Origin of the sequence: Marinobacterium weihaiense (assembly GCF_019061305.1) — a bacterium.
Classification (GTDB): Bacteria; Pseudomonadota; Gammaproteobacteria; order Pseudomonadales; family Balneatricaceae; genus Marinobacterium; species Marinobacterium weihaiense.
The window spans coordinates 1-20495 of sequence record NZ_JAHQZT010000006.1; the positions used below are offsets into that span (position 1 = coordinate 1).

Here is a 20495-nt window from a genome sequence, read left to right on the forward strand (position 1 = left end):
CCCGGATGAATTGCTGAATAGCGCTGTACATGATGCCGCGAGCGGCAAACCAAGGATAGCGCCTTTTGCTTATATGATCATCCGGGATGCGACAGGTAAGCATAAGCAGCTTTTCGATACTATCAAGCCAGATGAAAGCACGAAGGTTCAGATACTGTTATATCAGCAGTATGAGTTTCTGGAGTTTATCGAGTAATCGAGACTGTCGGCGGCGATGAGGGCGGGCAGGCATTGCAGGGCATGGATGTGGGTGCACCGAGGAAACCTTTACTGCGTTTGAATGAGCAGGCAAAACAGAAGTTTCAGGGGATGCTGGAAATTTTTTATTAAAAGAAGGTAGAGATAAAGGTTTGCAATTTTTAATTATAGTGAAATGCAAACCTTTATTTTTATAAATTACGATTCCAGTTATTAAATTATAGGTCTAATTCTTTTTTACAGACCCTATATGTAAATAGTCACGAATGACTGTACTATGCTACTTCCTTTTTCCTTTCTATAACTCGCAAACTTACCCCCTTACACCATTTATATCTAATAGCCGAGTGACTAGGGGTTGAAGCTTGTCCTGATTACGATCAGCACCGAGAATGAGACCCAAGGTCTGAAGGTTAGGCATAACAGGAGTCTCACCAAATATCCCCATCTCTCCGTGATGAAAGCTCGAAAACTCTGATCGCTCATTGTCCGTGTAAAGGATGGTGAGCGAAGTGACAGTTGGTACTTCTTGCTCGCGCCGGTGGATGCCGTGTACGTACTTCATTGTCAGTTCCGGCAAATAGAATGCAAATGCCTTTCCTCTACGAGTATACTTAGCATCAAGAACGAGAAGTTGGATTTCATTCGACTCAGGTCGGTGTATCTCTATAACTATATCCGGAACCCTTTTCGCGTATGGTCCTGATTGACCTCTAGATTTATAGTCATATTGACCTCTAGACGAAAAAGCCTCACTGTTAACTATTTCCTTGTTCTTGCTTAAATTATGTTCAGGTGTCCAGTAGTCTGGTTCTCGTAGTATACGTAAATTAATACCAGAACCGTCTTTAAATTTCGTTTCCAAAACAGGACAAGCTTCACTGTCTGGGATGGTGGAGTTGAAATACCGGTTCACTGCTTGAACAACACGAAAGTAGCTATAAGCCTCAAAAAGATCAGGGATGCTCTGAATCGCAAAGAGGTTCTCGTAAACAGACCAGTCAACGGATCCATTCTGATGCCATTTTATAACATCTACAAACAAGTCCAAATATACGTAATTAATCCGAACCCTTGGAGTAATAATTGGCCTCTCATTTAGTGCTCTAGTAACTGGCATTCTCATGTCCAGATGAGCTTTTATCTGCTTAAGCGTATCAGTCATGCTATCGATTTTATTTAATTGAGAGCCAATTAGGTGTGACTTAAAGCGCGATATTTTATCAAAGAATGATACATATCCTCGCGGGAGGGATTGATTTTTATTAGCCGATTTGCATACCGCCAAATACTTTTGAGACAGACCCTGTGCTTCTCTTATTAACAAATCGACAAAACCATGTAAAATCCAGTTTTCATAAATATCCGTATTTTCATTTAGAACTGGCATACGTAATGCTGACGCACGATAATGCTGGTCCTCATACATCAAATGTGCTTGATCTGGATTTTCATCAGGCTCCAGTACAGATAAATTTTCTAACAACCATCCAATAGAAGAGTCATCCATCTCTTCAGAGCCGCTTGGAGAAATCAACTTATGCTCTGGAATTAATCGGGTGATTGGCCTGTGTATTAGTATTGGTAATGATTCCCGAATGAGTTCAATGGAGTTTTCTATACGCTCCAGTGCCTGTGATGGAGATGCTTCTCCCTCATTAAAGCCAGCACTATGCCTAGTTGCACTAAATACTGAATGGAGTGCCTCACTAGATAGCCCAGCAAGATAATCAAACATGCGCTCAACATTCTCTGCCGTCGTAGCTTTAGCTGCAACCTGCACTGGCTGAAATGATACGAGATCAACTATCGTACCGTCAGCGTCCTTTAAAAGGACTGTGAGCTCCGAGATACCAAAGTAATTATGGAACAGCTTTTCAGTACCATAGCCGGATATTTTAGGCACCCAAAAAAATTCTGTCGTTTCTGATGTATCAGAGTATTCAATACGGGTAGCATCGATTTCGTGCTGGTAAAGCTCCAGTGTCGCATTTGCAAAGTGCCTCGGTACTCTGAAACGAAGCTCAATAGCTTCATCTTCAAGCACCCATGGCAGCGTCTGCTGCAGCGGTTGCTGTACATCTGGTAGAGATATTTTCTCTCCCACCCTACAACCGCTGATAATATATAATTCGAGTTCCATCTATTCGCTCCCTAGAAGAATGAATAGGTTCCAGTTATATCATTCCCGCTTGCCAAGATTCTCTCGATGTGTTTGTTTGATCGTGGATAGGTAGAGCCTATCTCACCTTGTAGTTTCAAGATACGCGATCTGAATTTTGATCCATAGCCTTCTATGTGTGGAAGAATATGTTGGCTGATTGCGTAATCAAAAGCAGAACTAGAATCCATCAAATCATGTTGAACGGCCGTTCCATAGAAGTGTTCGATTGCTGCGAACTTGCGGTGAGAAATGGAAATCGGTGTCCCATATGCGGGGTCGCGATCACTCAAAACGTTAATAAGATCCTTAAGTTTTTTGTCAAGTACCGATGACAACTCAGCATCTTCGTTAGTAAAAAACTTCTCGAATAATTGATAGTTCAAGGCTCCATCTAATTGAACGCCAGATGAATAGCCTGTTTCAGAGTCATCATCTTGCTCCAACGAAATTACGGGGACACGATCAATTAATCTAGGAGACAATCGCTCAGTTGTTGCATCATGATTGATCGTCGCTATGAACCTCACGTTTCTCGGTACCTCAAGAAGGCTTAAGCCGTCCTCAGGACGCCCCGTTTCAATAGGACGCACTCGCCCTTCCCGGTCGCACATACCAATAAAGTCCGACCAATAATGCTCCATTGGACTCAAATTAGCTTCATCTAGAAGAACTATTCGTAGACTATCGTTTTCATCAGTCACAGGGTTACTAAGAAAGTCATAAAGACCAGTTCGAGCTCTCTGATAGGAATTATTCAAACTATTGTAAAACCCTAATATATCCCGACCTGATACCCAGCCTCGCGCTACCGGCATATATAAAAAGTTCTGGTTATTATTAGAATCCCCAAGACGTAGGGCCTGTGCTAACCGGACAACTGAGGATGTTTTACCAACACCTGGCGGGCCAGCTAGAACGGTCAAGAATGACTGTGTGGTGCTTAACAATAGGTTAGCCATTTCTGTATCGGTAAAGGATTTACCAAGCTCATCATCCAAGCAGCTTCTAACAGCATCAACCACTTCTCCAGCGGTAGAGGGCTGCGTAGAGTTGAAAGCAAGTGGCTTGAAACGGCTGGCTTGGGTATCTGTATTAGCACTCCCCCCTTTCAGAACACGACTAACAACCGATAGTTCACTTACACGAGCAGCTAAGTCGTTATTATTTAGTGCGTCTTCTACAGCCTTACACGCTTTTTCTAAGTTTGCTTTCTCTTCCGTCTTACGTTCAATGTCCCTACGTATAACCATAACTTCTGTATTAAGTTGCTCTATATTATCGGTAAGATTCAGCCTACCCAAAACATCTTCTAAATCAGACTTGATACGATCACGCTTCTCTTCAAGCTTTTCAATATCGGACTGAAGATCGGCATCCAATTCCTTGAGGCGCTCTCTACGAGTATCTTCTGCTTCAGCCTCAATCAGCTGAATTGTATGCTCAGCTTCTACGCGCGCAGCTGTTACTTGTTCGTTGATACTTTTAAGTTCATTCTGTTTCTTATTGACTTGAGATTCGAGTTGTTCGTACTTGCGTGTCAGTTCTAACTTCTGTTTTTCTGCATCACTTTCTATTTTCTTTATCTGATCAGAAAGAAGAGCGGACTCATTAACCCTAACATAATCTTCAAGAAACGTTTTACCCTTTGATGATGAAAAAAACTCTTTAATTATTTGGTGACCGACATCAGTTGCATTTAAATATTCCTCAAGAACACTCCTCAATCGCTCTAAGTGCGGGTTGTTTCGAAGTGCAATATGAGTGCGTTCAAACTGTGCCACCCCCTGTTTTAACTTCTCTGCTTCCCGCTTGCTCAGAAATGTATTTTTCTTTCCTACTTGCAACTGGTTAAAGTATGAAATTAGCCGGCTATTACTCATGTAGTCGTGGCTATTATATGAGTGAGAAGCAAGTTTTTTTACGGAAGAGATAAAAGTTTTATAAATATCATTTATTTCTAGCTTTAAGATTGAATCAGAAATATCTTCAATATTAAATTCCGCAACTGAATGCGATGCGTTGTATGAAAGAGCCTGTGAGGTTCTAGGTTCGATAGTCTGGCCAGCATCGTCTTCATCCATTGCCATAAAAGCACCATAGAGCTTTTTCTGTGCTTCATCCAAGATAAAAAACAAGTTCTTTGGTGCCTTTACCCCGCGAGGTAAACGACTAGCACTCTGCTCTGGCAGCGGTGTTCGAAGTACTGGAACTAATGTTCCTGTTGAAAACTGCTTGGCGTGTTTCCCGTCTGTCCAGTATCGATTTATTCCATCAGCCAATGTTTTTTCTTCATCGCGAAAATGTACATCTAGCAGGAACAACTCACCTTCATCATAAGTATTATCAATAATATTATACCCATTAGATACGAATATATCTGATGGATATTCAGCTCTTCTTATATTCACCATATCTCCGTCCCGGGTTATTGCTAGAACTGGAGTAACAAATCCTTTATCTTCATTTTCAAAGATCGGTCTTTTTTTATAAACAACCACATTCTCGAACTTTTCGTTCATAATGAAAAAATCCTTAATCAAATAAATATTCATATACTATGGACTATATAAAATAGAACCATTCATAAATAAAATCATATTTTATAAATTTATTATTGCATTATAAATTCCATTAATATTTACGATTCATATCCTATCTGAAAAGTTAAAAATATTATTTAAATTCTATTAATCATGAACAATTTTGTAAGTATCACATCAGATATTGGTTTTTATCCTAAATGCATTAGGACTAAAGTTCTTACTTTCGCCTAATTTCAGGTCTAAACGAGCCACACAAAAGAATATTTTGAGGAAAAAATCGAGAAACAACAGAACTACAACTAACCATCCCTGCCATCGACCCATCCCCTTTTCCCTGTCATTGCGGCCGCCGACTTCCTGCTGGCGGATTATTAGACTTTACCAATATGTACCCATAAGGCAACGCCCAAAAAGACTAATACTGCCCTGTTACTGGGCGCCTTCTGTTTTCCTACTTTTGCACGCTCTGGTCACCAAACGAAAAAAAGGCCACCAATCGGTGGCCTCAAAGGCAGAGATGTGCAAGTTAAGGCGTATCAGAGCAGTTCGACTGCGACGGCTGTCGCTTCGCCACCACCGATACAGAGGGATGCAACCCCTTTCTTCAGGCCGCGCTGCTTAAGGGCGTTGAGCAGCGTGACGAGAATGCGTGAGCCGGAGGAACCGATCGGGTGTCCCAGGGCGCAGGCGCCGCCGTAGACGTTGACCTTGTCGGCATCCAGGCCCATTTCGTTGATCGCCAGCAGGGAGACTACGGCGAAGGCTTCGTTGATCTCGTACAGATCCACGTCGTCCTTGCTCCAGCCCGCCTTGTCCAGCACCTTCTGGATGGCACCGATCGGGGCGATGGTGAATTCAGCCGGCAGCTGGGCGTGGGTGGAGTGCGCCACGATACGCGCCAGCGGCTTGACGCCGCGCTTGTCGGCTTCGGCCTGAGTGGCCAGTACCAGCGCAGAACCACCGTCGCTGATGGAGCTGGAGTTGGCCGCGGTAACAGTACCGTCCTTCTTGAACGCCGGCTTCAGCTGCGGGATCTTGTCCGGACGGGCGTTGCCCGGCTGTTCGTCGGTATCGACCACGGTGTCGCCCTTGCGACCCTGAATGGTGACCGGTGCGATCTCGTCCTTGAACCAGCCGTTTTCGATGGCGGCAACGGCCTTGTTCAGGGAGCCGATGGCGAACTCGTCCATCGCTTCACGGGTGATGTTGAAGTCATCAGCAGAGCGCTGGGCGAATACGCCCATCAGGCCGCCTTCGTAGGCGTCTTCCAGGCCGTCGAAGAACATGGAGTCGATCACCTGGCCGTGGCCCATGCGCATGCCGGCACGGGCTTTCGGCAGCATGTAAGGTGCCTGGCTCATGTTTTCCATGCCGCCGGCGATCATGATGTCTGCGCTGCCTGCCTTGATCTGGTCATGCGCCTGCATCACGGCTTTCATGCCGGAACCGCACATCTTGTTGATGGTGGTCGCGCCAGCCGCATCCGGGATGCCAGCCTTGCGAGAGGCCTGACGGGCTGGGGCCTGGCCCAGTGTGCCGGGCAGTACGCAGCCCATGATCACTTCGTCGATATCGTTCGGCTGCAGGCCGGCACGCTCGATGGCCGCTTCAATCGCGACGGCACCCAGGTCCGGTGAGCGCACGTCGCTCAGGGAGCCCATCATGCCGCCCATGGGAGTACGGGCCGCGCCCAGAATCACAATGCTGTTGTCTGACATCTTGTTGCTCCTGTTAAGTCGCTATTATTCTGATCAGTCATTCGGTTGGCGGTTCAGTACCGCTCAGTTAGCGTCCAATGACCATTAACGGCCAAGCACCGAGCGCGCGATCACTTCCTTCATCACCTCGGAGGTGCCGCCGTAGATGCGCTGTACACGGGCGTCGATGAAGGCACGCGAGATCGGGTATTCGGTGGTGTAGCCGTAGCCGCCGAACAGCTGCAGACAGCCATCGGCCACGCGGCACTGCATCTCGGTCGCGGTGTACTTGGCCATGGACGCGGTGGCCGCATCCAGTTCGCCACGGGAGTACTCGGCGATGCACTGGTCCACGAATGCCTTGTTAACGCGGTAGTCGGTTTCCATCTCGGCGATGCGGAAGCGGGTGTTCTGCAACGCCTTCAGCTTCTGGCCGAACAGGGTGCGCTCGTCGGCATACTGGATGGTCATATCCAGCGAGCCGCGGGCCGCGCCGACACCGATGGCACCAATCACCAAACGTTCTCGGGGCAGTTCCTGCATCAGGTACATGAAGCCCTTGCCCTCTTCGCCCAGCAGCGCCGACTTGGGCACGCGCAGGTTCTCGAAGAACAGCTCGGAGGTATCGCCGGAGTGCTGGCCGATCTTCTCCAGGTTGCGACCCTTGGCGTAGCCCGGCAGTGTGGTATCGACCAGGAACAGGCTGACGCCCTTGGCGCCGGCCGCCGGATCGGTCTTGGCGGCGACGATCACCATGTCGGCGTGCTGGCCGTTGGTGATGAAGGTCTTGGAGCCGTTGATCACGTACTCGTCACCGTCCAGCACCGCCGTGGTGCGCAGCGCCGCCAGGTCACTGCCGGCACCCGGCTCGGTCATGGCGATGGCGCCGACCACATCACCGGACACCATGCCCGGCAGCCAGCGGTCTTTCTGTTCGTCGTTACCGATATGGGCGACATAGGGCGCCACGATATCGGAGTGCACCATCACGTTGGTGGCCAGGGCGCCGTAGCCCAGACGCGCCATCTCGGTGACCAGCATCACGGAATATTCAAAGGGCACACCGCAGCCACCGTGGGCTTCGGGGGCGTCGACGCAGAGCAGGCCTGCTTCGCCCAAAGTGCGCCAGAGTTCACGCGGGGTGATCTCGTCCTTTTCCCACTGTTCGTAGTGCGGTGCCACTTCGCGCTCCAGTGCGCGCAGCACCATTTCGCGGAAGAGTTCCAGTTCTTCCTGGTCGATTACAGCTGCATTCATGGTGTTAACCTCCGCTTACTTCGGTGCCATGCGCAGGGCGCAGTCCAGACGGATGGTCTCGCCGTTGAGCAGCGGGTTCTTCACGATCTGCTCAACCAGCATGCCGTACTCGTCCGGGTGACCAAGACGCTGCGGGAACGGCAGCGTAGCGGCCAGGCTGTCCTGCACTTCCTGCGGGAAGCCGGACATCATCGGCGTCAGGAACAGGCCCGGTGCGATGGTGTTGACGCGGATGCCGCTGCGCGCCAGCTCACGCGCCGCCTGCAGGGTCATGGCCACGACGCCACCCTTGGAAGCGCTGTACGCCACCTGGCCGATCTGGCCTTCGTAGGCGGCGATAGAGGCGGTGGAGATGATCACGCCGCGCTCGCCATCGGCGTTCGGTTCACGGGTCGCCATGTCGGCGGCGGCCAAACGCATGATGTTGAAGCTGCCGACCAGGTTGACCTGAATCACCTTGTCAAAATCGGCCAGCGGCATGGGGCCTTCCTTGCCGACAATTTTGCCGGCCGGGGCGATACCGGCACAGTTGACGGCGATGCCGCAGGGGCCATGGACTTCACGGGCAGCGGCAAAGGCGGCTTCTGCGCTTTCGGCGGAGGACACGTCGCAATGCACGAAGATACCGCCCAGCTCTTCAGCGATCTCGCGGCCGCGCGCTTCATTCAGGTCGAAGATGGCGACCTTGGCACCGGCAGCGGCCAGCGCACGGGCCGCGCCCTCGCCCAAGCCAGAAGATCCACCGGTTACAACTGCGGGTACGTTTTTGAAATCCATGACTCACACCTTTCTTATTGGGTTCGCCGCCTGCACGGCGGTGCTTTATAAGGGAATAACCTAAGTGTGTATCAGAGCCGGGACACCCGCCATGACAATATCCGGCAGCAAAATTGTTAAAAATCGGCACACTCAGCGCCTCTGGGCCAGACTGAATACAGTTGTTAACCGGGGTCCAACCCCGTGCAGGTTTAATCAGGAGGCTGCCATGTCTGCATCATTCAACTGGGAAGATCCCCTGCTGCTGGAGCAACAGCTGAGCGAAGAGGAACGCCAGATCCGTGATACGGCCCACGCCTATTGCCAAGCATCGCTGCAGCCGCGGGTACGGTCGGCGTTTCGTGAAGAGCGATTCGACCGCACGATTTTTAAGGAAATGGGGGCGCTGGGCCTGCTCGGTGCCACCGTGGCCAGCGAGTACGGCGGTGCCGGCGTCAACCAGGTTGCCTATGGCCTGATTGCGCGGGAAGTTGAGCGGGTCGATTCCGGCTACCGCTCAGCCATGAGCGTGCAGTCATCACTGGTGATGCATCCCATCGAAGCCTACGGCAGCGAGGACCAGAAACAGACATATCTGCCCAAACTGGCCAGCGGCGAGTGGGTGGGCTGCTTTGGCCTGACCGAGCCGGATCATGGCTCCGACCCCGGCGGCATGCTGACGCGCGCCAGGAAGGTGGACGGCGGCTACCGCCTGAGTGGCCAGAAAATGTGGATCACCAACAGCCCCATCGCCGATGTGGCGATTGTATGGGCCAAATCCGACGACCATGACGGCCGTATTCGCGGCTTTATCGTCGACCGCGATACGAAAGGCCTGTCGACACCCGCCATCCACGGCAAACTGAGCCTGCGTGCCAGCCTGACCGGCGAGATCGTGCTGGACGATGCCTTTGTGCCGAACGATCGGCTCTTGCCCGGCGCCAGCGGTCTGGCCGGTCCCTTCGGCTGCTTGAACAAGGCCCGCTACGGCATCGCTTGGGGTAGCCTGGGCGCGGCCGAGTTCTGCTGGCGGGCCGCACGGCGCTATACGCTGGAGCGCACCCAGTTCAACCGCCCGCTGGCGGCCAACCAGTTGATCCAGTTGAAACTGGCCAACATGCAGACAGAGATTGCACTGGGGCTGCAGGCGGCACTGCAGGTGGGACGGCTGATGGACAGCGGCCACTGGGCACCGGAGATGATCTCGCTGATCAAACGCAACAACTGCGGCAAGGCGTTGGAGATTGCCCGCCTGGCCCGTGACATGCACGGCGGCAACGGCATTACCGAAGAGTATGGTGTGATGCGCCATTTGATGAATCTGGAGACCGTAAACACCTATGAAGGCACTCACGATATCCATGCCCTGATTCTGGGGCGGGCACAGACCGGGATTCAGGCGTTTTTCTGACCGCCTGTCAGACTTGCCTGTGAAACACCACCACATCGTTGTGCGGGTACGCGGGCATGCAGCCCCAGCGCTCGCCCAGCCAGTTGAAGCTGGCTTCGGCAAAAAAGGTGATATGGGTGGGGTCGTTGCGGTAGTGCCAGCTGCGAAAGCGCTCGTCATCCAGCACCCGCTTGGTCTGCAGCACCAGCAGGCCACCGGGGGCCAGCAGCGACCAGAGCCGATCCAGTATGGGCAGCGGGTCGGCCAGATGCTCGACCACCTCGGTGCTGGTGATGAAGTCATACTCCCCCGCCAGTGCCGCCTCATCGGGATGAAAGTACTTGTCGTATTGCGCCATTGCATAACCGGCCTCACGCGCCATGGCGACCAGCGCCGGGCCTGGGCCGCAACCGAAGTCCAGCCCTCTGGCCGGCGCGGGCTTGCACTTCAGCACCTCATCGAACGCACGCGACAGAAAGCGGCGATAGCTGGGGTCGTGGATTGCGTTCTCGTGATCGTCGTACACCGCCTTTTCATCGGTTTCAGACAGGCGTTGCTCGGGTTCCAGGTGCACCAGGCCGCACGCCTCGCAGCGATGATACAGCCGGTCCTTGCATTGAATCGGGTACAGCCCGGTCGCGCTGCACAGCGGACAGATCTTGGCATTCATTGCAGTTGAAACTCCACCGGTTGCAGCAGTTCGGGTGCCGGTTGGCCCAGCGCCTCGGCCACGCTGATGTCGTGAATGCGGCAGATTGCATCCAGCGGCAGATCATTGGCGGCACGGCCAAACGGGAACTCCAGCTGTTCGGACAGTCGGTCCAGGCCGAAAAAGGTATAGGCCACGATGGCGGTAAACACCGGCGTGAACCAGCCGGCCGCGCCCACCAGACCAAAGGGCAGCAGGTAGCAATAAATGTAGGCCGTGCGGTGCGCCAGCAACGTGTAGGCAAAGGGCAGCGGCGTGTGGGCAATACGCTCGGAAGCGGCCTGAACGCCAGAAAGTGCATACAGGTGCTTGTCCAGTGTGGCAGCGGCCACGCTGTCCAGGCGACCGGCCTGATGTTCCCGCGCCAGTACCCGGCCCGCCTGCTGCAGCATGAATTCGGCCGGGTTGCGGCGACTCAGGGCCTCATCCACCAGCGTCGCCGGCAGTTCGGGGGGCAGCTCGGCCCGCACCGTTTCCCCGCGTAGCTGGCCACGCAACAGGTGCGCATGGGCCAGTACGCACTGCAGCAGCTCGCGTCGGGGTTCCGCTTCCAGGTAGATGCCAGTGACGCGGGCCAGGCTGCGCACTTCATACACCATCTGGCCCCACTGCTTGCGCGCCTCCCACCAGCGATCATAGGTGGCGGTGTTGCGCACGCTGAGCAGAATCGACAGCGCAATACCCAACAGGGTAAACGGCAGCAGCGTGTATTCGACGATGCCTTCCAGATAATGATGGCGGGCGATCCAGGTGACGGCGCAGGCAAACAGGCCGGCAAGCAGAATATGAGGCAGAACATGGGGGACAACCGACCCTTTCCAGGCCAGCATCAACCCCAGGGCACCGGGGCGTTTACGAACGATCATGCAGAGGTAACTCCGGACAGCTGGAGGGCACAGATAGTGTCACAGCCGTCCGGAATAGGAAAGGATCAGGCGCGGGCGCGAGACACCATTCGACGGGCTGATGCTCCCTGCTTCAGCTTGTTCAGGCGTGCGATCCGAGCCATCACCAGCAGTTCCACCACACCTGCCGCGATCAGGATGTCGAAGACATTCGACTGATCGGCCAGAATGGAATGGATGGAGGCTCCTTCTCCGGTTGCCAGTGCATAGATGCAAACGGCGATAACCAGCGTGGCCACCATAGAGATCGTGTTGTATTTACGAAGGTGACGCTTGATCTCGGCGGCTGATTCGCGCTTGCTCGGTTTCATTTTTTCTCTCCTTTTAAAGTTCATTTTTTGAACAATTAAAGCGAGAGTGATTGTCTACCTGTCATCAAAACCCCACCAGTGTGCCAAAAAGCGACACATTAATAAGACACAGGGAAACAGCCGTTTCAAACCGGTCTTGCATGCATGTTTTTGGCTATTTGGACATATTTTGTTCATTTTGAATTCAGCCTTTGCGGCCGAACCCGCCGCATGGACAGGCCCCGCAGACAAACCAAAACAATGCCGAAATGTTAAAAACTAGCTTATTTATCAGTTATTTATCAATAAAAAACATGCTATTCGGATTACCTTAACAGGACTCACACCCCCTGTCAGTCCAACGCAACACCCGGCCCTGATGCGTTGAAAAATGGCGACAAGCACACAGCGTGTTTTTTTGATTTTTTTTACAGGCCTGCCTAAACAAGATCTGTATCAAATATTCACGGGCGCCCGCTTGGAGCTGGGCGAGCGCCTGCAACAAAAAAGGCTGCCCCTGGAGGCAGCCTTGCAAGCGATCATCCATGTGATTTACGGGTTACAGATCATGCACGCTGAACCAGAGCGTTTCACCCGAGCTGTCATCCACTCCGTCGTTATCGGTCACCAGATAGCCGGTGCCACGAGCGTCCACGGCAAAGCCTTCGACCTTGTCGGTGACATAGCCATTCAGCTGCTGCAGGTCTGCAGTCAGATCCCGCACCAGGGTTTTGCTAACCACCGGCAATGTTTCGCCCAGCGGTGCGGGCGTGAGGCTGTTCAGGGCAATCTTGTACAGACGCTTGACCTGGGCCTGATCGCCGATGCGGTTGTCACGCTCGATCACGTACAGGTGGCCGTTGTGCAGTTCCAGATCGGACAGGCCAACCCAGCCCTGATCGACGCGCTCCAGCGGGTAGTGCACCGCGCCCCACTGCCTGCTTGTCAGGTTGTAGGCCAGCAGTTTGGCGTGATGGGCCGGATCATCGGTCCAGGGACGCTGAATGGCGACCCAGAGGGTATCTCCGGCCAACGCAATGCCTTCGGCCCCAAACCGGGTCTGGTGCTGCAGCAGCTGTTCAGGCAGCGCCAGCGTCTGCTGGATCTCGCCCTCAGCATTCACATGCAACAGTGCATGCGGCACTTCCTTCTTGGCGTTGCCTTCCGAGGCCAGCCAGAATCCGCCCTGACCATCCGGGGTCAGCCCTTCCAGATCCAGCTTCTGGGCCGGCTTGCCGTCACGGGTAATGTCGATGGCGGAGAGAATGCGCGCCGGCTCGGCATTGGCATCGATGCGGAACAGGCGCGGCTGGTGCTTGTAGTAGCTGTCATTGACGGCATAGAGGATGCCCGGCTGCTGCGGATCGGCTGCCAGGCCCGACAGAGCACCCCAGCCGATCGGGGCTCCCGCGCTGTCATTGCCTGAAATCAGTTGCGGATACTCGGGTTCACCGGTCGACAGGCGGAACATCATCACATGGGCACGAGGGCCGCCTTCTTCAATCAGATCCTTCTCGTTGGCGCTCACCAGCAGGCCGCGCGCGGGAATGGCCACGGCGGATTCGGGCGCGATGCCGGAGGGCAGCAGCTGCACGAATTCAGGCGCCTTGCCGGTATCTCGGTAGACGCCAATCACGGAGCCGCGCTCGGACAGCACGAAGATATAGGTATCCTCGCCAAAACGTGCTACTTCCAGCCCTTCCGGTTCATTGCCCTTCTTGCCCGAGCGCTTGTCCGGGTAATGCCCCGCCCGCACCACTTCATGCTCGAACGCGGCACCGGACTCAAACAGCAGACGCCCATCCTTGTGGAAGATACTGAAACCACGCGCACCGCCCTGATAGTCGCCTTCGTTGGCAATGACAAAACGCTCGCTGTCCAGCCACTTGACGGCATCCGGCTCACGCTTGACGCCTTCCAGATGCTCGGTGAAGGTCAGCGCGCCGTCCTTGCGGGTATCGATCTGCTTCAGATCGGTCGCGCCTGCCGAGAAATGGTTGATCACCCGGCCGCTGGCGGCATCCACCACCACCAGGTGGTTGTTCTCCTGCAGCGTAACCACGATCTCGTTCAATTCATTGAAGTCGACAAACTCCGGCTCGGGGTCGGTGGGCGCGATGGCGGCCAGACCGGTCAGATCAACGGTTTTCAGATTGCGGCAGTCCAGTACGCCCTGCTTCATCGGCACGATCACCAGATTGCCGGCCGGCAGCTGCGGCAGAGCGCCGTCATTCAAATCTTCATCACGCTCGTTTTCGATGGCCACCGCCACAAAGCGCTGATCCTTGGATACCGCTACCGAGTCCGGCTGGCCACCCAGATCACAGCGCTCCCCCTGCTCGCCGTCCGGTGCAACACGCGTCAGAAAGCCGGAAGGTGCCGTGTAACGCTTGGAGGTGTTCACCGCCGTCACAAATCCCTGCCCCAGCGCGGCCACGGAGGTTGGCTCCCCCGACAGAGCCACGAAGCCGCCCGGCATCGGCTTATCGGCGCGACGCATATCAATAAAGCCAATGCCTTCACGCGGGCTGTCCGAATACGCCAGCATCATGCCATCGGCCGAGGCGGCAATGATTTCCGCCGAGGTTTCCTGTGTCGGCGTGTCCGCCGGCAGATTCTGACTGACCGGAAAGCTGGCCAGGCGGTTGAAGCTGTCGGCCTGCGCGCCAGCGGCCGCTACGGCCAGGGCCAATATGGAAATACGGGAGGCAAGGTACTTCATGATATTGCTGTCCTGTTGATGAATAAGGCACATCAAACTAAACAGCCAAAATGACAGAAAAATGATAGATCTTTGGATTATCACGAAAACATGAACATTATATTAAAAAACAAATACATGATTCTTTAATATATTTTAAATCCATTCGTAATATTCAAAAAATAACATGCGCACCAGCTTTAAAACTTACAAGTATGCGGTGCATTTGATGAAGAAGACCTTAATAAACACGGTGCTGACCACCACGCTTCTGGCTGCAACCTCAGCAGCCGCGGAAGTGGTAGTCGTGCCAGAGACCGGTGTTGAAATCATGGCGGTCAATGGCGTTGCCATCGAGTCGGATTCATTTTTCAGCAACACCGCACGTCTTGAGCTGGAAAACGGCAAACATCAGGTGGTTGTCGAGTACCTGGCCGAAATCGAAGACTCGGCTGATGATTTCCTGCTGGAGCGCAGCGATACCTTTGTGCTGCTGTTCGAGGCCAAGGATGTGCAGCTGAACATAGCAGCCCCGCAGATCGACAGTCATTACGACCTGAAGGCGTTTAACCGCGACCCGCAGTGGCAGCTGAAAACAGCTGCCGGACAGACGGTTGCCTATCAGGTCGACACGCTGGAAAAGGAAGGTTTTCAGCTGGGTCGTGATTATGCAGAGGAGCTGCAGCGGTTCAATCAAACCGCTGCCAAGGCGGCCCTGCCCTCTCTGACACACGCCACACATTCCTTCGCGACCGAAGTTGCTCCCGCAACCGCGGCCGATATTCAGAGCACCGATCAGAAAATGGCCGGCGAAATGCTGCAGTTCTGGTATGAGCGTGCTGATGAAAATACCCGGGATAAATTCAAGAGCTGGATAAAAACCAGCCATTAAACATCACCTCTTATTTAAAATACTTCTGGAGTCTCGCACATGAAAAAGCTTCTTCTGGCTGTTGCAGTATCTGTTGCCGCCGGCTCTGCCAGCGCTGCCACTATTTATGAAGGCAATGGTCTGACCTATAAACTGAACGGCGACTTGCAGGTTCAGTTTCGCAAGGAAGTGGGTAACGATGAGCACGCTGATATCGAATTCGATGACCTGGAACTGAAAAACTACATCAGCTATGACCTGGGCAATGACATGACCGCCTTCGGTCGTGTCGACTTCGGCTTCAAGGATGCAGCTGAAGACAAACAGGATGGCAGCAAGCTGGAAGAAGCCTATGTCGGCATGTCGTTCGGCCACACCTCCGTCTCCTTCGGCAAGCGCGGCCTGGCTTCTGACGAGTTCGGTATCGAAGAAGCCGTTGAACTGACACTGGATGAAGACCGTTTCGACGCCATGGGTACTGATGGTGACGACGTTATCCGCCTGGACGTGGAACTGGAAAACACCTATATCGTTGCCTCTTATGAAATGGAAGCCGAAGGAGAGTCCAGCGAAAACGGCGAGTACTTCGACCTGTTCGCGTCTACCGACATCGGTGCGCTGACGCTGGCGGCGGCCTACCAGAACGTGACTGAAAGCATTGGTGCCGACGACTTCGACACTTGGGGTGTCAGCGCGTCCTACGATGCCGGATTTGCCACACTGGCTGCTGACTACAGCACCACGGATGATATTGCCGACCAGTACAACGTTGCTGCTGTCTTTGCCGCGGCTGCAACCACCGACATCGCGGTCGGTCTGGTCAATGTTGACCCGGACAACGGTGACGACGTCAACGAATGGTACGCAAACGTGACGTACAAATTCCCGACCCAGAAAAACGTGCGTCTGTTTGCCGAAATCGCAGACTCTGATGAAGAAGGCGCGGATATGGGCTATCTTGCCGGTATGCGCGTAAAGTTCTAAGACCCAGTTCTAAGGAAAAGAACGGCGCAGTATGCCTTAACCCCTTCGGGTCTGCTGCGTTCACGGTTGCTACCGGCCCCTTGTGGGCCGGTTTTTTATGTTTGCCCGCCAATGCCGTCTTCCCCTGGCCGAACCCTCCCTCTCCTGCTTAACTGCATACGCTTCCCTTCCACTCGACAGGAGATGTTATGAAACTGCTGGAAAATTCCGCTACCCCCAGTGCGCGCCGCGTGGCGATCTTTCTGAATGAACTGGGCCTTGAGGTTGAACGCGAGCACGTCGATATCAAGGGCGCCGAAAACCGCACACCGACCTTCATGGAGAAAGCTCCCAATGGCTTGATTCCGGTGCTGGCGCTGGATGACGGCACCTGGATCTGTGAAAGCGTGGCGATCTGTCGCTATTTCGACGCCATCACCCCCAACGACAAGGCCCTGTTCGGCAGCACGCCGCTGGAGCAGGCACGGGTGGAGATGTGGCAGCGCATTCTGGAATTGCAGGGCGTGGTGCCGGCCTTTCAGGCGTTTCGCAACCTGTCGGGGTTCTTCAGTGATCGCGAGAACTGCATCAAGGCATGGGGCGAGGAGTCGCGCCAGCGACTGGCGCAGTTTCTGCCAGTGCTGGATGCTCAGTTGGGCAAGTGTACCTGGGTGGCCGGCGAGTACTTTTCGATCGCGGATATCACCGCTTGGGTGTTGTGTGGTTTTCTGGAGCGACTGGAGCTGGCCGTGGATGACAGCCTGCCCCATCTGCAGCGCTGGCACCAACAGATGGCGCAGCGCCCCTCTGTGCAGTAACGCCTATTCCGATCTCAGCCACTGCCCGTCCCGTGCAATAAGCACCGCGTCGGGCAGTTCGTGGTCCTGTAGCCACTGATCCATTTCATGGCCGATATGGGTCAGCCAAGTGGTCTTTGGCTGCAGCCGTTGATGAATCGCCAGCACCAGGTTGAGGTCATTGTGGTTGCGCGGAGGTTCAGGACGAGGCGGTTGGCTGCAGTCGATCACCATTTCCAGTTCATCCAAACCTTCCAACAAACGTGCCGTGTTTTCCGGCAGACCGACAGTGTCGGTCAGGTAAGCGATGCGTTTGCCATCCTGCTCGAACAGGTAGCCGAAGGTGGGTTTGGAGTGCTGCAGCGGCAGGGGTGTGACCTGCGCCTCGCCCAGCATGAACGGTTCAAACGGTTCCAGCGGAGGACGAAAGTCCAGAATACCGGGATGCTTGAGCAGGTCGGCACAGCCATCCCGATCGTCCGGGCCGTACACGGGAATGGCATCATTCACCCCCCAGCGCAGGTGAAACAGGCCCTGCACATGGTCGATGTGATAGTGGGTCAGCAGAATGGCGTTCAGATCACCGGGCGCGAAGCGCTCGGCCAGATCGGTCAGGCCGCCATCGAGCAGAATGCGTTGTCCACCCGCTTCCAACAAGGCGCTGCAGGGCCTGCGCCGCAGGCGTGCATCGTCGCGAGCGGCCGTACAGGCGCGGCAGTGGCAGCCATAGACCGGCACTTGGCGCACATCGCCGGTGCCGAGAAAGGTCAGTTGCATGGATGCTTATCCGTTCAGGCAATGGGGTTCAATCTCGACGTGCTGCACGCCGTGCGTCATGACCAGGTTCAGCAACGCCTGAACGCCCTCTTCCAGCTTGCCGTCGTTACTGACACGCAGGGTACAGTCCGGCATCTGCGCCACCATGCGGGCATGACGCGCCAGCCGACACTCGATCTCGTCCGGTGTTTCCCGACCGCGCTTGATCAGGCGCTGGCGCAGCTTGTCCGGCGCAACGTCCACCAGCACCGGCACCAGCTCATCGTACATCGCCATCGCCTTGGGCAGGTACTCGCGGGAGCCATTGATCAGCACGTTGGCACCGGAATCCAGCCAGGCATCGATCTCGTTGCCGATGCCATAGTGATAACCGTGCGAGTACCAGTGCATGGCAAACAGCCCCAGCTCCTCGCGCAGATGAAACTCTGCCTCGCTGAGGTGGATATGATTTTCGCCCCCCGCACCAGCTGCCCGCGTGATATAGCGATGAGCGATGCAGCAGCGCAGCTGTGCCGGCAGTTGCCGGCGACAGCCCTCGAGCAGTGAATCCTTGCCGGAGCCCGAAGCTCCGACCAGATAAAACAGCGTACCCCTGACCATCAGAACACCCGTTTGCCCTTGCACCAGACCCGTTCCACCAGCGGCATCACCGAGTGGCTGTTGACTTGAACCAGATCGGCACGACGCCCCACTGCCAGTACGCCACGATCCTGCAGATTGGCCGCCTGCGCCGGATTGGCGGTCACCAAGCGGATCGCCCGTGCCAGATCGTAGTCGTTGTCTTCCATGTTAGCGACCATAAAGGCGGCCTGCACCAATGCCGAGGGATAATAGTCGGAACTGAGAATATCCAGCACACCGGCCCTGGCCAGATCCTTAGCCGCAATATTGCCGGAGTGAGAACCACCCCGCACGATATTCGGTGCGCCCATCAGCACTTTCAGGCCCAGCTCATGGGAGGCCTTGGCCGCTTCCAGTGTGGTCGGGAACTCCGCCACCTGCATGCCCAGTTCGGCGGATTCCTGTGCGTGCGCCAGGGTCGCGTCGTCGTGGCTGGCGATGGCGATGCCACGATCATGGCACACCTCGCAGATGCGGCGACGGAAGGGATCGGCGTATTGGGCGCTGTTGGCCTGCTGCAGCGCGATGAAATCATCCATCTGATCATCGCTGAGGCCGTACTTGATCATGTAGTACTCGCGATACTTGGGGATGTTCTCCGGCGGGAACTGGCGCTGACCGGGGGCGTGATCCATCACTGACACCAGCTTGACCAGATCTTCGCCAACGTAGCGCTCGAACAGCTCCATCAGGCCCGGATAGCTGACTTCGCAGCGCAGGTGCAGCAGGTGGTTGGCCCGGTTGAGGCCGACGCGCTCGGACTCGATGATCGCCTTGATCATGGCGTCTAGCTTCTCGACGCGGGTGCTCTCGCCGATGATGTCACCCAGCGCCACCGAGTCGAAGGAGGTGGTGATGCCGGCGGCGATCAGCTGGGCATCATGGGTCGCCATCGCCATGTGCGCCGGCCAGTCGACCTTGGGGCGCGGGGTGAAGTACTTTTCCTGGTTGTCGGTGTGCAGCTCCACCAGTCCGGGCATCAGGTATTCGCCCTCCAGGTTGTCGGCCTGGGGCAGCTGGCTGATCTCCTGGCTGATCTCGGCGATCTCGCCGCCGCGGATCACCAGGGTGCCGGTGACCACTTCGTCACGCAGGATCAGGCGGGCGTTGGTCAGAATCTGTTCTTTCATCTTCGTCTATCCAGTATGTCTATCAGATCGCTTTGATATCAACGAGGCGATCGGCAACCGCTTCACGCACGTCTTCGTCATGGAAGATGCCGACGACGGCGGCGCCACGGGCCTTGGCTTCGCGAATCAGTTCCACCACCACCTTGCGGTTGGTGGCATCCAGCGAGGCCGTAGGCTCGTCCAGCAACAGGATCGGGTAATCGACGATAAAGCCGCGGGCGATATTGACGCGCTGCTGCTCTCCGCCGGAGAAGGTGCCCGGCGCCAGCGACCAGAGCCGCTCCGGCACGTTCAGCCGCTGCAGCAGGTCCTTCGCCTTGGCTTCGCAGATGGCCGCATCCACACCCAGATCCAGCAGCGGCTGCATTACCACCTCCAGCGTGGGCACGCGCGGAATCACGCGCAGGAACTGGGACACATACCCCAGCGTCTGGCGGCGCAGGGCGATGATTCGGCGCGGCAGTGCCGAGGTGATCTCCACCATCTGCTCACCATCACGCAGGCGAATCGCGCCACCATCCACGGAGTAGTTGGCGTACAGCGCTTTCAGGAAGGTACTTTTGCCGGCACCGGACTGGCCGTGCAGCACCACACATTCTCCGGCCTGCACTTGCAGACTGGCGTTGTCGAGCACGCCAAAACTGGCGCCGCCCTGATTGTGCAGGGTAAAGGCCTTCTCCACCCCGGACACATCGATCATCAGTGGGTTTGCAGTCATGACAGGCT

The 20495-nt window shown here is 55.0% G+C and carries 17 protein-coding genes and 1 pseudogene; 5 read left to right on the top strand and 13 right to left on the bottom strand.

All coding sequences use genetic code 11. The features are described 5' to 3' along the window. Positions 1-196 (top strand): annotated as a pseudogene (locus KTN04_RS05805) (hypothetical protein); the annotation flags it as partial. A 315-nt stretch (positions 197-511) separates the two neighbouring features. On the opposite strand, the gene KTN04_RS05810 reads toward KTN04_RS05805, so the two are convergent. The 5 genes from KTN04_RS05810 to KTN04_RS05830 form a co-directional block, all read right to left on the bottom strand. Continuing rightward, positions 512-2341 (bottom strand): hypothetical protein, encoded by a 1830-nt coding sequence (locus KTN04_RS05810; protein WP_217334280.1) that lies wholly within the window; start codon positions 2339-2341, stop codon positions 512-514. Positions 2342-2352: 11 nt separating this feature from the next. Further along, positions 2353-4881, bottom strand: coding sequence for an AAA family ATPase (locus KTN04_RS05815; protein ID WP_217334281.1), 2529 nt, complete (start codon positions 4879-4881; stop codon positions 2353-2355). A 560-nt stretch (positions 4882-5441) separates the two neighbouring features. Next, entirely contained in the window at positions 5442-6623 is a 1182-nt protein-coding gene (locus tag KTN04_RS05820) for a thiolase family protein (protein WP_217334282.1), read from the bottom strand. Between the two features lie 84 nt (positions 6624-6707). Continuing rightward, positions 6708-7859 (bottom strand): acyl-CoA dehydrogenase family protein, encoded by a 1152-nt coding sequence (locus KTN04_RS05825; protein ID WP_217334283.1) that lies wholly within the window; start codon positions 7857-7859, stop codon positions 6708-6710. 15 nt (positions 7860-7874) lie between these two features. After that, positions 7875-8636: an SDR family NAD(P)-dependent oxidoreductase gene (locus KTN04_RS05830; protein WP_217334284.1), complete on the bottom strand. Its 762-nt coding sequence runs from the start codon at positions 8634-8636 to the stop codon at positions 7875-7877. Between the two features lie 208 nt (positions 8637-8844). On the opposite strand from KTN04_RS05830, the gene KTN04_RS05835 reads away from it, so the two are divergent. Beyond that, positions 8845-10026, top strand: coding sequence for an acyl-CoA dehydrogenase (locus KTN04_RS05835; protein ID WP_217334285.1), 1182 nt, complete (start codon positions 8845-8847; stop codon positions 10024-10026). A 7-nt stretch (positions 10027-10033) separates the two neighbouring features. On the opposite strand, the gene KTN04_RS05840 is transcribed toward KTN04_RS05835, so the two are convergent. The 4 genes from KTN04_RS05840 to KTN04_RS05855 all read right to left on the bottom strand — a co-directional run bounded on the left by KTN04_RS05840 (position 10034) and on the right by KTN04_RS05855 (position 14631). Beyond that, positions 10034-10675, bottom strand: a complete 642-nt coding sequence (locus KTN04_RS05840) for a class I SAM-dependent methyltransferase (RefSeq protein WP_217334286.1) — start codon at positions 10673-10675, stop codon at positions 10034-10036. Beyond that, a complete protein-coding gene (locus tag KTN04_RS05845; protein ID WP_217334287.1) occupies positions 10672-11580 on the bottom strand; it encodes a bestrophin family protein in 909 nt (302 codons plus the stop codon). Before KTN04_RS05845 ends, KTN04_RS05840 begins: the two co-directional genes overlap by 4 nt. A gap of 65 nt (positions 11581-11645) precedes the next feature. Beyond that, the gene (locus KTN04_RS05850; RefSeq protein WP_217334288.1) at positions 11646-11930 is read right to left on the bottom strand and encodes a hypothetical protein; all 285 of its coding nucleotides are present in this window, start codon (positions 11928-11930) and stop codon (positions 11646-11648) included. 538 nt (positions 11931-12468) lie between these two features. Then, positions 12469-14631 carry an esterase-like activity of phytase family protein gene (locus KTN04_RS05855; protein WP_217334289.1) on the bottom strand — a complete coding sequence of 721 codons (2163 nt, stop codon included), beginning with the start codon at positions 14629-14631 and terminating at the stop codon, positions 12469-12471. A gap of 208 nt (positions 14632-14839) precedes the next feature. Here KTN04_RS05855 and KTN04_RS05860 point away from each other — a divergent pair, with 208 nt between their 5' ends. The 3 genes from KTN04_RS05860 (at position 14840) to KTN04_RS05870 (ending at position 17262) form a co-directional block, all read left to right on the top strand. After that, positions 14840-15502 carry a YccT family protein gene (locus KTN04_RS05860; RefSeq protein WP_217334290.1) on the top strand — a complete coding sequence of 221 codons (663 nt, stop codon included), beginning with the start codon at positions 14840-14842 and terminating at the stop codon, positions 15500-15502. A gap of 39 nt (positions 15503-15541) precedes the next feature. Beyond that, complete coding sequence (locus tag KTN04_RS05865) at positions 15542-16465, top strand: porin (protein ID WP_217334291.1); 924 nt, start codon at positions 15542-15544, stop codon at positions 16463-16465. A 188-nt stretch (positions 16466-16653) separates the two neighbouring features. Next, positions 16654-17262 carry a glutathione S-transferase family protein gene (locus KTN04_RS05870; protein WP_217334292.1) on the top strand — a complete coding sequence of 203 codons (609 nt, stop codon included), beginning with the start codon at positions 16654-16656 and terminating at the stop codon, positions 17260-17262. Positions 17263-17265: 3 nt separating this feature from the next. Here the strand turns inward: KTN04_RS05870 and phnP are convergent, their stop codons facing one another. Genes phnP through phnL form a run of 4 tightly spaced genes read right to left on the bottom strand, consistent with a single transcriptional unit; the run spans position 17266 to position 20487 of the window. After that, positions 17266-18018, bottom strand: coding sequence for a phosphonate metabolism protein PhnP (phnP, locus tag KTN04_RS05875; RefSeq protein WP_217334293.1), 753 nt, complete (start codon positions 18016-18018; stop codon positions 17266-17268). Positions 18019-18024: 6 nt separating this feature from the next. Further along, positions 18025-18618 (bottom strand): phosphonate metabolism protein/1,5-bisphosphokinase (PRPP-forming) PhnN, encoded by a 594-nt coding sequence (gene phnN / locus KTN04_RS05880; RefSeq protein ID WP_217334294.1) that lies wholly within the window; start codon positions 18616-18618, stop codon positions 18025-18027. Then, positions 18618-19769: an alpha-D-ribose 1-methylphosphonate 5-triphosphate diphosphatase gene (phnM, locus tag KTN04_RS05885; protein ID WP_217334295.1), complete on the bottom strand. Its 1152-nt coding sequence runs from the start codon at positions 19767-19769 to the stop codon at positions 18618-18620. The genes phnN and phnM overlap by 1 nt, the downstream gene beginning before the upstream one ends. Positions 19770-19791: 22 nt before the next feature. Next, positions 19792-20487, bottom strand: a complete 696-nt coding sequence (gene phnL / locus KTN04_RS05890; protein ID WP_217334296.1) for a phosphonate C-P lyase system protein PhnL — start codon at positions 20485-20487, stop codon at positions 19792-19794. Positions 20488-20495 lie beyond the last annotated feature (8 nt).